The organism is Streptomyces sp. Ru73, assembly GCF_002920575.1.
GTDB lineage: Bacteria > Actinomycetota > Actinomycetes > Streptomycetales > Streptomycetaceae > Streptomyces.
The window spans coordinates 44,350-55,882 of record NZ_PQSQ01000025.1 but is presented as its reverse complement, the minus strand read 5'-3'; the positions used below and the strand labels follow the sequence as shown (position 1 = coordinate 55,882).

At 70.0% G+C, this 11,533-nt stretch carries 9 protein-coding genes, 1 tRNA gene and 1 pseudogene; 5 read left to right on the top strand and 6 right to left on the bottom strand.

From position 1 onward, the window contains the following. Window positions 1–3: 3 nt before the first annotated feature. Both C3486_RS14195 and C3486_RS14190 read left to right on the top strand, forming a co-directional pair. Window positions 4–1,110, top strand: coding sequence for an ABC transporter ATP-binding protein (locus C3486_RS14195; RefSeq protein WP_103833037.1), 1,107 nt, complete (start codon window positions 4–6; stop codon window positions 1,108–1,110). Beyond that, on the top strand, window positions 1,107–1,823 hold the full coding sequence (locus tag C3486_RS14190; protein WP_103833036.1) for an ABC transporter ATP-binding protein: 717 nt from the start codon (window positions 1,107–1,109) through the stop codon (window positions 1,821–1,823). The genes C3486_RS14195 and C3486_RS14190 overlap by 4 nt, the downstream gene beginning before the upstream one ends. A 140-nt stretch (window positions 1,824–1,963) precedes the next feature. On the opposite strand, the gene C3486_RS14185 is transcribed toward C3486_RS14190, so the two are convergent. Next, complete coding sequence (locus C3486_RS14185; protein WP_103833035.1) at window positions 1,964–2,626, bottom strand: ANTAR domain-containing response regulator; 663 nt, start codon at window positions 2,624–2,626, stop codon at window positions 1,964–1,966. An 89-nt stretch (window positions 2,627–2,715) separates the two neighbouring features. Here C3486_RS14185 and C3486_RS14180 point away from each other — a divergent pair. Further along, window positions 2,716–2,799: transfer RNA gene (locus C3486_RS14180), tRNA-Leu, on the top strand. A gap of 82 nt (window positions 2,800–2,881) precedes the next feature. After that, window positions 2,882–3,670 carry a hypothetical protein gene (locus C3486_RS14175; protein WP_103833061.1) on the top strand — a complete coding sequence of 263 codons (789 nt, stop codon included), beginning with the start codon at window positions 2,882–2,884 and terminating at the stop codon, window positions 3,668–3,670. A 1-nt stretch (window position 3,671) separates the two neighbouring features. Here the strand turns inward: C3486_RS14175 and pyk are convergent, their stop codons facing one another. Together pyk and C3486_RS14165 are read right to left on the bottom strand one after the other, a co-directional pair. After that, a complete protein-coding gene (gene pyk / locus C3486_RS14170) occupies window positions 3,672–5,108 on the bottom strand; it encodes a pyruvate kinase (protein WP_103833034.1) in 1,437 nt (478 codons plus the stop codon). Window positions 5,109–5,313: 205 nt separating this feature from the next. Beyond that, window positions 5,314–6,033, bottom strand: a complete 720-nt coding sequence (locus C3486_RS14165; RefSeq protein ID WP_103833033.1) for an SIMPL domain-containing protein — start codon at window positions 6,031–6,033, stop codon at window positions 5,314–5,316. 348 nt (window positions 6,034–6,381) lie between these two features. Between C3486_RS14165 and C3486_RS14160 the strand changes: the two genes are divergently transcribed. Next, window positions 6,382–8,217 (top strand): bifunctional UDP-sugar hydrolase/5'-nucleotidase, encoded by a 1,836-nt coding sequence (locus C3486_RS14160; RefSeq protein WP_103833032.1) that lies wholly within the window; start codon window positions 6,382–6,384, stop codon window positions 8,215–8,217. Here the strand turns inward: C3486_RS14160 and C3486_RS14155 are convergent. From C3486_RS14155 to C3486_RS37990, 3 genes and pseudogenes are all read right to left on the bottom strand, one after another. Next, window positions 8,173–9,636 (bottom strand): lysine N(6)-hydroxylase/L-ornithine N(5)-oxygenase family protein, encoded by a 1,464-nt coding sequence (locus tag C3486_RS14155; protein ID WP_103833031.1) that lies wholly within the window; start codon window positions 9,634–9,636, stop codon window positions 8,173–8,175. The genes C3486_RS14160 and C3486_RS14155 overlap by 45 nt on opposite strands. Then, on the bottom strand, window positions 9,633–10,844 hold the full coding sequence (locus C3486_RS37680; RefSeq protein WP_258052774.1) for a pyridoxal-dependent decarboxylase: 1,212 nt from the start codon (window positions 10,842–10,844) through the stop codon (window positions 9,633–9,635). Before C3486_RS37680 ends, C3486_RS14155 begins: the two co-directional genes overlap by 4 nt. Further along, a pseudogene (locus tag C3486_RS37990) lies at window positions 10,833–11,316 on the bottom strand (aspartate aminotransferase family protein); the annotation flags it as partial. The gene C3486_RS37680 and the pseudogene C3486_RS37990, both read right to left, overlap by 12 nt. Between the last annotated feature and the right edge of the window lie 217 nt (window positions 11,317–11,533).

Here is an 11,533-nt window from a genome sequence, read left to right as displayed (position 1 = left end):
ACCATGACCACACCCACCACCGTCACGAAGAGCAACGACGCCGTCCTCGAAGCCGCCGGCGTGACCATGCGGTTCGGCGGCCTCACCGCCGTACGCGCCGTCGACCTCACCGTCGCCCCCGGCGAAATCGTCGGCCTCATCGGCCCCAACGGCGCCGGCAAAACCACCTTCTTCAACTGCCTCACCGGCCTCTACACCCCCACCGAAGGCACCGTCAGCTACAAAGGCACCCGCCTCTCCCACAAACCCCACCTCGTCACCCAGGCCGGCGTCGCCCGCACCTTCCAGAACATCCGCCTCTTCGCCAACATGACCGTCCTCGAAAACGTCCTCGTCGGCCGCCACACCCGCACCAAAGAAGGGCTCTGGTCAGCACTCCTCCGCGGCCCCGGCTTCAAGAAGGCCGAACGCGGCAGCGAAGCCCGCGCCATGGAACTCCTCGAATTCACCGGCCTCGCCGCCAAACGCGACCACCTCGCCCGCAACCTCCCCTACGGCGAACAGCGCAAGCTCGAAATCGCCCGCGCCCTCGCCAGCGAACCCGGTCTCCTCCTCCTGGACGAACCCACCGCCGGCATGAACCCCCAGGAGACCCGCGCCACCCAGGACCTCGTCCTCGCCATCCGCGACCAGGGCACCGCCGTCCTCGTCATCGAGCACGACATGCGCTTCATCTTCAACCTCTGCGACCGCGTCGCCGTCCTCGTGCAGGGCGAAAAGCTCATCGAGGGCACCGCCGACGTCGTCCAGGCCGACGAACGCGTCGTCGCCGCGTACCTCGGTACGCCCTTCGAAGGCGCACCCGGCGAAGAGGAAGCCGCCGAGGTCGACGCAGCGGAGGCACACGCGGCCGAAGCGCACGCGGCACAAGCGACGGCCCGGACACCCGCCACGGAAGCGGCGCAGCCGCAGGCCCCTGAGGGCACGCAGTCGCAGCCCCCGGAAGCCACGCGGACGCAGCCCCCCGAAGCCACGCGGGCGCAGCCCTCCGAAGCCACGCGGGCGCAGGCCCCCGAAGCCGCCGCGCCCCCATCGGAGCAGGACCAAGACCACGGCCCCGGCCAGGACCACGCGCCCGACGAGGACGCCCCGAACGGAGACGCGCGATGACCGCCCTGCTCGAAGTCGAAGACCTCCGCGTCGCCTACGGCAAGATCGAAGCCGTCAAAGGCATCTCTTTCAGCGTCGAGGCCGGCCAGGTCGTCACCCTCATCGGCACCAACGGCGCCGGAAAGACCACCACCCTGCGCACCCTCTCCGGCCTCCTCAAACCACTCGCCGGAAAGATCACCTTCGACGGCCAGGTCCTCAACGGCGTCGGCCCCCACAAGATCGTCGAACGCGGCCTCGCCCACTCCCCCGAAGGCCGCCGCCTCTTCCCCCGCCTCACCATCGCCGAGAACCTCCAGCTCGGCGCCTTCCTCCGCAAGGACGGCGCCGGCATCGACCGCGACATCCAACGGATCTACGAGCTCTTCCCCATCCTCGGCGAACGCCGCAAGCAAGCCTCCGGCACCCTCTCCGGCGGCGAACAGCAGATGCTCGCCATGGGCCGCGCCCTGATGTCCCGCCCCAAGCTCCTCATGCTCGACGAACCCTCCATGGGCCTCTCCCCGATCATGATGCAGAAGATCATGGAGACCATCACCGAGCTCCGCTCCCAGGGCACGACGATCCTCCTCGTCGAACAGAACGCCCAGGCCGCGCTGTCCCTCGCCGACCACGGCCACGTCATGGAGATCGGCCGGATCGTCCTCTCCGGCACCGGCCGCGACCTCCTCCACGACGAGTCGGTCCGCAAGGCATACCTCGGCGAGGACTGACCCCTACGGGGCGAGCGGGCGCACCGCTTACGTATGCGTCGAGGGCCGCACCACCATCGTGGTACGGCCCTCGACGCACATACGTGCACGGACCTCCCGCCACCCCCGGAGCCGCCGCACGCGGCCCCCGAGGCGGACAGCTACTCGGAGGTCTTGTCCTTCTCCTTCTGCTTCTTCTCCTCGGCGTCCTCGATGACCGCCTCGGCAACCTGCTGCATCGACAGCCGCCGGTCCATCGACGTCTTCTGGATCCACCGGAACGCCGCGGGCTCGGTCAGCCCGTACTGCGTCTGCAGGATGCTCTTGGCCCGGTCCACGAGCTTGCGCGTCTCCAGGCGCTGCGTGAGGTCGGCGACCTCCTTCTCCAGCGTCCGCAGCTCTGTGAACCGGCTCACGGCCATCTCGATCGCCGGCACGACGTCGCTCTTGGAGAACGGCTTGACCAGGTACGCCATGGCGCCCGCGTCCCGCGCCCGCTCGACCAGCTCGCGCTGGGAGAACGCGGTCAGCATCAGCACGGGGGCGATGCTCTCCTCGGCGATCTGCTCGGCCGCGGAGATGCCGTCCAGGACGGGCATCTTCACATCGAGGATCACCAGATCGGGGCGGTGCTCACGGGCCAGCTCGACGGCCTTGGCGCCATCGCCGGCCTCGCCGACGACCGTGTAGCCCTCCTCCTCCAGCATCTCCTTGAGATCCAGGCGGATGAGCGCCTCGTCCTCGGCGATGACGACGCGGGTGGTCTGCGGCGGGACGTGCGACTGCTCGTCGGCAACGGGCTGCTCGGGCTCGGCGGCGCTCACGTGACTCCTCGTTCCAGGCAGGTGGTGCGTATGCAGCCTACCTAGCGGCGGGCTGCGGCACGTACACGGTAGGGTGTCTGATGCTGCCCGCCCGGTTGGTGGAACTGGTTAGACACGCGGCCCTCAAAAGGCCGTGCCCTTTGGGCATGTGGGTTCGAATCCCACACCGGGTACTCGCGACAAGCGGACGATCACCTTCGCGTGAATCCTCCAGGAATAGCCGTGCGACCTGCGTCCATCACGCAGAGTGGTCGCATGAAGATGCACGGCGTAGATGTACGTCACCAGGCTCTGGCCCTCCTGCGATCCGGCCGCAAGAACGCGGATGTGGCCCGCGACCTCAACGTCCCGATCGGCACCGTCGGCTACTGGCTGCACAGGGACCGAGCCAAGCGAGGCGAGTGCCCGGGCGCGCACCAACCGAAATGTCCACGCTGCGACGACCGCGATCTTGACGGCCAGGCGTACGCATACCTGCTCGGCCTATACCTGGGTGACGGCCACATCATCCAGCACTCCCGGCACCGAGTCCCGAGTCTCATGATCACCTGCGGCGACGCCTGGCCCGGCCTCATGGACGACTGCGAGGCCGCAATGCGCGCGGTCTTTCCCGACAACTCGCCCTGCCGGGTCCGCAGGACCGGCTGCCACAACGTAAAGATCTGCTCGAAGCACCTCTGGTGCATGTTTCCCCAGCACGGCCGCGGCAAGAAGCACGAGCGGCGCATTGCCCTGGAGCCCTGGCAGCAGGAGATCGTCGATGCGCACCCGTGGGAATTCATACGCGGGCTGATCCATTCCGACGGGTGCCGGATCACCAACTGGACGACGCGGACGGTCGGCGGGGAGCGGAAGCGTTACGAGTATCCGCGGTACTTCTTCACCAACAAGTCCCCGGACATCCTGAAGCTGTGCTCCGACGCGTTCGACCAGGTCGGTGTCGAGTGGCGGATCACTCGTCGGGGCAGCGCGGCGTACAACGTCTCCGTAGCCCGGCGGGCGTCCGTCGCGCTGATGGACGCCCACGTCGGGCCCAAGTACTGACCTACTCCGGGGCGACGGCCTCGCCGATGTGGTGGACGCGGACCAGGTTGGTCGTGCCGGGGACGCCGGGGGGCGAGCCGGCCGTGATGATGACGAGGTCGCCCGGGCGGCAGCGGCCGATGCGGAGGAGCTGCTCGTCGACTTGGGCGATCATTTCGTCCGTGGAGTCGACGGTGGGGCCGAGGAAGGTCTCGACGCCCCAGGTGAGGTTCAGCTGGGAGCGCGTGGCCGGCTCCGGCGTGAAGGCGAGGAGGGGGATCGGCGAGCGGTAGCGGGAGAGCCGGCGGACCGTGTCGCCGGACTGCGTGAAGGCGACGAGGTACGCGGCGCCCAGGAAGTCGCCCATTTCGGCGGCGGCGCGGGCGACGGCGCCGCCCTGGGTGCGGGGCTTGCTGGTCTCGGTGAGCGGCCGCAGGCCCTTGGCGAGGATGTCCTCCTCGGCGGCTTCGACGATGCGGCTCATCGTGCGGACGGTCTCGGTCGGGTACTTGCCGACGGACGTCTCGCCGGAGAGCATCACGGCGTCCGTGCCGTCGATGACGGCGTTGGCGACGTCGGAGGCCTCGGCACGGGTGGGCCGGGAGTTGTCGATCATCGAGTCGAGCATCTGGGTCGCGACGATGACCGGTTTGGCGTTGCGCCGGGCCAGCTTGACCGCCCGCTTCTGAACGATCGGGACCGTTTCGAGCGGCATTTCGACGCCGAGGTCACCGCGGGCGACCATGATGCCGTCGAACGCGGCGACGATGTCCTCGATGTTGTCGACCGCCTGCGGCTTCTCGATCTTGGCGATGACGGGGAGGAAGCGGCCCTCCTCGCGCATGATGCGGTGCACGTCCTCGATGTCGCGGCCGCTGCGGACGAAGGACAGCGCGATCACGTCGGCGCCGGTGCGCAGTGCCCAGCGGAGGTCGTCCTGGTCCTTGTCGGCGAGTGCGGGGACGGAGACGGCGACGCCGGGGAGGTTGAGGCCCTTGTGGTCGGAGACCATGCCGCCCTCGATGACGCGGGTGCGGACCCTAGGGCCGTCGACGCCGATGACTTCGAGGGTGACCTTGCCGTCGTCGACGAGGATGCGCTCGCCCGTGGTGACGTCGGCCGCGAGTCCTTCGTAGGTGGTGCCGCAGACGTGGCGGTCGCCTTCGGCGTCGGGTTCGACGGTGATGGTGAATTCGTCGTCGCGTTCGAGGAGGACGGGGCCTTCGCGGAATCGACCGAGGCGGATCTTCGGGCCTTGAAGGTCGGCGAGGACGCCGACGCTGCGGCCGGTCTCGTCGGATGCCTTGCGGACCCGCTCGTAACGCGCCTCGTGGTCGGCGTAGGTGCCGTGGCTGAGGTTGAAGCGGGCCACGTCCATTCCGGCTTCGACGAGTGCCTTGATCTGCTCGTACGAATCTGTGGCGGGTCCCAGGGTGCAGACGATCTTCGCTCGGCGCATGGTTCGACCCTATGACTTACCGGTGGGTAGAGACCTGTAAGGAAGTGACCGCCCAACGGCGGTGCGGTGAAAGCCTCTTGACAAGTATTGGAATGTGCGGGCGGCCGCTCCTATGAGCAGCCTTCGAGCCTTGCACGTGCAGTTCCCCGTGCGTTTTCCTCGTGCGTTTCCCGGCGCGTTTTCCCCGTGCACGTCTCCGTGCGCTTCAGAGCGCCGGGCGCGTCATCGTGAAGCGTGCGTTGACGTGTGCGTAGACGGTCTGCTGCTGGGGTTCGAGGTCGAGTGCGGGGGCGGTTTCCTCGTGCGCCGCGCCTCCGTAGGCGGCGCGGGAGCGGAGCATGGGGTTGCCGGCGGGGGCGGGGGTTTCGGCGCCGGTGTCGGCGAGTTCCAGGAGGGCGTCGAGGCGGGCGCCGAGCGCTTCGGCGTACTCGCGGGCGCGCTGGACGGCTTCGCGTACGGCTTGCCGACGGGCTTCGCGGTGGGCGGGTGAGTCGGGGCGCAGGTCCCACCAGGGACCGGTGACGTGGGTGAGTTCGAGGTCGGCGAGGCGGGTGACGAGTTCGCCGAGTGCGGTGAAGTCGGTGAGGGTGGCGCTGAGATGGACGTTGCCGTGGTAGGCGCGTACGCGTTCGCCGCGGCCCTTGTGGGTGAGTTGAGGTGTGACGGTGAAGGCGCCGGTGGCGAGCTTTTCGACCGCTTCGCCGTAGCTTTTGACCAGTTCGATGACCTCGGTGTTGCGGCGGGTGAGGTCGTGGAGGGCCGTGGTGCGGTCGGTGCCGCGGGCCTGGACGGTGATGCCGATGCGGACGATCTCGGGGTCGACTTCGAGGCGTGCTTCGCCGCGTACGGCGACGCGGGGGGTTTCGGGGGTGCCGTACGGGAGGGCGGTTCCCGGGGTGCCGGCGGGGGTGGGCGTGTCGGTCATGGGGTGGGGGGCTCCTTCGGTGGCGTGGTGGGGCGGTGTTCGGGGCGGCCGGGGCCGCGGCGTCGCGGCAGTGCCTCGGGGCGCGGGCAGGGTCGGCGCGGCTTGCGGAGAGCCTTGCACGGTGGCCGGGGTTTGTCAGGCGAGTGCGGGAGCGTCCGGCGGCGTGGCGGTCATCTGATCGCAACCTGTGAGGGGTGTTGCGGGAGGGGCGCCTGCGCCAGAATCTACGCGCGTTGTTCCGCTGTACGGCGGACGCATCGGATACGTACGGCCAGGCGCGTACGACCGGACACGTACGGCCAGTTGTACGCCAACGGTTCGCAGGTTGCGGACGGTCAAGGAGAGGTCATGCCGCTCGATCGCAGAACGTTTCTCGAGACTTCCGTCGCCACGGGCGCCGGGGTGGCGCTGACGGGTGCGGCCGGCGCGCCGGCCGCGGCGGCGAGCGGTACGGCGGGTGCTCAGCTCGCCGCCGGCCATGGCGCCGGTCACGGCCGCGGCGGCAAGCGGTACGCGTTCACCGTGATGGGCACGACCGATCTGCACGGCAATGTCTTCAACTGGGATTACGCGACGGATGCGGAATTCGACGACGCGGCCCACAACGACGTGGGGCTGGCGAAGATTTCGACGCTGGTGAATGAGGTGCGCGCGGAGCAGGGCCGCGGCAATACGCTGCTGATCGACGCGGGTGACACGATTCAGGGGACGCAACTGGCGTACTACTACGCCAAGGTCGACCCGATCACCGGTGCGGGCGGGCCGGTGCATCCGATGGCCCGGGCGATGAACGCCATCGGGTACGACGCGGCGGCGCTCGGCAATCATGAGTTCAATTACGGCATTCCGGTGCTGCGCAAGTTCGAGGAGAACTGCGACTTCCCGTTGCTGGGGGCGAATGCGGTGGATGCCACTACGCTGCGTCCGGCGTTTCCGCCGTACGTCATCAAGCGGCTGCGTACGCCGCACGGCCGGGACGTGCGGGTCGGCATTCTGGGGCTGACGAATCCGGGCATCGCGATCTGGGACAAGGCGAATGTCCAGGGGAAGATGGCGTTCCCCGGTCTGGAGGAACAGGCCGCGAAGTGGGTGCCGAGGCTGCGCGCCCTGGGGGCTGATGTGGTGGTCGTGGCGGCGCATTCGGGGGCGAGCGGCACGTCGTCGTACGGTGATCAGTTGCCGTACGTGGAGAACGCGGCCGCGCTGGTGGCGCAGCAGGTGCCGGGTATTGACGCGATTCTGGTGGGCCATGCGCACACGGAGATCGCGGAATATCGGGTGAAGAATGAGCGGACGGGTCGTGAGGTGGTGTTGTCGGAGCCGTTGAAGTGGGGGCAGCGGCTGACGCTGTTCGACTTCGAGCTGGCGTGGGAGCGGGGCCGCTGGTCGGTGGATGCGGTGTCGGCGCGGGTGCTGAATTCGAATTCGGCGGCGGAGGACGAGCGGATTTCGGGGTTGCTGCGGGACGCACATGCGAAGGTGGTCCGCTATGTGAATCAGGTGATCGGCAGTTCGTCCGCGCGGCTGTCGGCGGCGGAGGCTCCGTACAAGGACACTCCGGTGCTGGATTTCATTGCTTTCGTGCAGGCGGAGGTGGCGCGGAAGGCGCTGGCCGGGGGTGCGTACGCGGATCTGCCGCTGGTGTCGCAGGCGTCGTGTTTCTCGCGTACGGCGGAGGTGCCGGCGGGTGAGGTCACGATCCGGTCGATGGCGGCGCTGTATCCGTTCGACAATACGCTGGAGGCGCGGGTGCTGACCGGCGCGCAGCTGAAGGATTACCTGGAGTTCTCGGCGCGGTATTACGTGCGGACGCCGGCGGGTGGTGAGGTCGATCCGGCGAAGCTGACGAATGCGGACGGTATTCCGGATTACAACTATGACGCGGTGAGCGGGGTGTCGTACGAGATCGACGTCGCGAAGCCTGCGGGGCAGCGGATCGGGAAGCTGGAGCTGAACGGGGAGCCGGTGGATCCGGCGGCGCGTTTCGTGCTGGCGGTGAACAATTACCGGGCGAGCGGTGGCGGGAATTTCCCGCATGTGGCGAAGGCGGAGCAGGTGTGGGCGACGTCGGACGAGATCCGGAATCTGATCATTGAGTGGGTGAAGCAGTCGGGTTCGATCGATGCGTCGCGTTTTGCGTCAGTGGACTGGAAGCTGACGCGGGACGGAACTCCGGTCTTCTGAGGGGCGTGTGGTGGCGGGCGGCTGGTGCTGGAGCCGTCGCCCGCCCGGCGTCTGTTGCCGGTGGTACTGCTGTGGTGCCAGCCCGAAGGTGGTGAAGGCGGTGCGTTCGGGGAGGGGGTAGGGCGTGGTGCCGGTGAGGTGGTTGAGGATGACGGCGCTGCGCCAGGCGGCGAGGCCGAGGTCGGGGGTGCCGACGCCGTGGGTGTGGCGTTCGGCGTTCTGTACGTAGACGGAGCCGGTGACGCGGGCGTCCAGGTCGAGGCGGTGGTGGGCGTCGATGCGGGGGCGGCCGGCGGTGTCGCGGCGGAGGTAGGGGGCGAGGGCGCCGGTGAGGGCGTCGAGGCTGCGTTCGCGGTAGCCGGTGGCGAGGACGACGGCGTCGGTGGTGAGCCGGCTGCGGGTCTGCTGGTGGGCGTGTTCCAGGTGGAGTTCGATGGTGTGGGCGCCGATGCGGCCGGCGGTGCGGACGGTGACGCCGGGAGTGAGGACGGCGTCGGGCCAGCCGCCGTCGACGGTGCGTTCGTACAGCTCTTGGTGGATGGCGGCGATGGTGTCGTGGTCGATGCCCTTGTAGAGCTGCCATTGCTGGGGGACGAGGGCGTCGCGGGTGGCTTCGGGGAGGCCGTGGAAGTAGCGGGTGTGGTCGGGGGTGAACTGCTCCAGGCCGAGCTTGCTGTACTCCATGGGCGCGAAGGCGGGGGTGCGCGCCAGCCAGTGCAACCGTTCGTGGCCTGCGGGGCGGTGGCGGAGGAGGTCGAGGAAGACTTCAGCGCCGGACTGGCCGGAGCCGATGACGGTGATGTGGTCGGCGGCGAGCAGGCGTTCGCGGTGGTCGAGGTAGTCGGCGGAGTGGATGACGGGGAGGGCGGGGGCGTCGGCGAGCGGCTGGAGCGGTTCGGGGATGTGGGGTGCGGTGCCGATGCCGAGGACGACGTTGCGTGCGTACGTCCTGCCGAGCGCTTCGGCTTCGCCTTCGGTGTCGAGCTGGGTGTGGTCGATCTCGAAGACGGCGTGTTCGGCGTTCCAGCGGAGGGCGTCGATCTGGTGGCGGTAGTGCAGGCCGGGGAGGTTTTCGCTGACCCAGCGGCAGTAGGCGTCGTATTCGGCGCGGGGGGCGTGGAAGCGTTCGGCGAAGTAGAAGGGGAAGAGCCGCTCGCGGTGCCGGAGGTAGTTGAGGAAGCTCCAGGGGCTGGTGGGGTCGGCGAGGGTGACGAGGTCGGCGAGGAAGGGGACTTGGAGGGTGGCGCCTTCGATGAGGAGGCCGGGGTGCCAGTGGAAGGCGGGGCGCTGGTCGTAGAACGCGCAGGTGAGGCCGGTGAGGGGGTGGGCGAGGGCGGCGAGCGAGAGGTTGAAGGGGCCGATGCCGACGCCGACGAGGTCGAGGGGGGTGCGCGGGTCCGGGGCGGTGGCGGTGGTCATCGGGGGGTGTGGCCTTCCACTAGGTCGAGGAGGGAGCGCAGGTCGTCGGGGCGGGCGTGGGGGTTGAGGAGGGTGGCTTTGAGCCAGAGGCCGGTGGAGGTGGTGGCGCGGCCCAGTACGGCGCGGCCGTCGTGGAGGAGGCGGCGGCGGATGGTGGCGACGGTGGTGTCGTCGGCGCCGGTGGGGCGGAAGAGGACGGTGGTGAGGGTGGGGGGTGAGTGCAGTTCGAGGGTGGGGCGGGCTTCGACGAGGTCGGCGAGGGTGCGGGCCGCGGTGACGGTGCGGTCGACGAGGTCGGCGATGCCGCGGCGGCCGAGTGCCTTGAGGGTGACGGCGATCTTGAGGATGTCGGGGCGGCGGGTGGTGCGCAGCGAGCGGCCGAGCAGGTCGGGGAGGCCGGCTTCGGTGTCGTCGTCGGCGTTGAGGTAGTCGGCGCGGTGGTCGAGGGGGGTGAGGTCGCGGGCGTCGGGGACGGCGAGGAATCCGGCGGCGACCGGCTGCCAGCCGAGTTTGTGCAGGTCGAGGGTGACGGTGTGGGCGCGGTCGAGTCCGGCGAGCAGGTGCTGGTGGGTGTCGCTGAAGAGAAGCGTTCCGCCGTAGGCGGCGTCGACGTGGAACCGGGCGCCGTGTGCGGCGGCGAGGTCGGCGAGGGCGGGCAGCGGGTCGATGGCTCCGGCGTCGGTGGTGCCGGCGGTGGCGACGACGAGGAGCGGCTGTCCGGTGAGGTGGTCCAGGGCGGCCGCGAGGTCGGTGGGGCGGAGGGTGCCGTCGGGGGTGGGGACGGTGACGGGTGCGGGGAGTCCGAGCAGCCAGGCGGCGCGGTGGATGCTGTGGTGGGCGTTGGCTCCGCAGACGATCTGCAGCGGTGGTCCGGTGTGGCCGGTCTGTGGCGGGTGCGGTGTGTGGGGGTGGGTGGGGTGGTGCGGGTGGGTATGGAGGTGCGCGCGGCCGGGGTGGTCGGGGCCGTGGGCGGCCCGGTCGCGGGTGCGGTATCCGTCCCGTTCGCCGGTGGGCGTACCGGTCTGGCCGGTGAGGTGCCGGTGCGCTTGGTCCCAGGCGGTGTCGTGTCCGGTGCCGTGGATGCGGGCGGCGTGCTCGCGTACGGTCTCGCGCTCCCGGGGCGTGTGCTCCGCCGGTGTGCTGCTGTCCCGCTCGCGGAGGGCGTGCTCGCGGGCTTGCTGCTCGCGGACCGTGTGCTCGCGTGCCAGGAGTACGGCGAGCTGGTTGGATTCCGTGCCGCCCGTGGTCACCAGGGCTTCGGCGTCGGGGGCCGTGGGGGTGGACGAGTGCGGCGAGGGTGCGGGTGGTGAGGGCTTCGAGCTCCGATGCCGCGGGGGCCTGGTCCCAGGAGTCCATGGAGGGGTTGAGGGCGGAGGCGGCGAGGTCGGCGGCGGTGGCCAGGGCGAGCGGCGGGCAGTGCAGGTGTGCCGCGCAGTGCGGGTCGGCGGGGTCGGCGGCGCCCGCGGCGAGGGTGTGGACGAGGGTCCGCAGGGCGGTGTGCGGGCCGGTGCCGTGGTCGGGGAGGAGGGGGGCGCAGGCGCGGTGCACGGTGTCGGTGACGCCGTCGGGGCCGCCTGCCGGCAGGGGCCCGCCCCGCTCGGCCGCCCCCGTGGCCAGGGCGTCGAGCACGGTGTCCACGAGGGGACGCAGTGCGCGTGCGCCGTGCGGCCCGCCGGCCAGCGGGGGTGCGGGGACGACCGGGGCGGGTGTCGTGGCGTCGGCGGTGGCCGGGCCGGGGACGAGGGTGGCCGGCGGGGACGGTGCGGGACGGGGGCGGGTGGTGGAGGTGCTGTCGCCTGGGGCCGGGGCGCCTGGGGCGGGCACTGGCATGGACGTGCCCTTCTTGAGGGGGTTCGAACGGTTTAGGGCGACCTAAGTTACTTCTGGTGTCGAGGCG

Coding starts and splice junctions, on each gene's coding strand:
- C3486_RS14195 (WP_103833037.1), top strand. CDS start 4: ATGACCACACCCACCACCGTCACGAAGAGCAACGACGCCGTCCTCGAA.
- C3486_RS14190 (WP_103833036.1), top strand. CDS start 1,107: ATGACCGCCCTGCTCGAAGTCGAAGACCTCCGCGTCGCCTACGGCAAG.
- C3486_RS14175 (WP_103833061.1), top strand. CDS start 2,882: ATGAAGATGCACGGCGTAGATGTACGTCACCAGGCTCTGGCCCTCCTG.
- pyk (WP_103833034.1), bottom strand. CDS start 5,108: ATGCGCCGAGCGAAGATCGTCTGCACCCTGGGACCCGCCACAGATTCG.
- C3486_RS14165 (WP_103833033.1), bottom strand. CDS start 6,033: ATGACCGACACGCCCACCCCCGCCGGCACCCCGGGAACCGCCCTCCCG.
- C3486_RS14160 (WP_103833032.1), top strand. CDS start 6,382: ATGCCGCTCGATCGCAGAACGTTTCTCGAGACTTCCGTCGCCACGGGC.
- C3486_RS14155 (WP_103833031.1), bottom strand. CDS start 9,636: ATGACCACCGCCACCGCCCCGGACCCGCGCACCCCCCTCGACCTCGTC.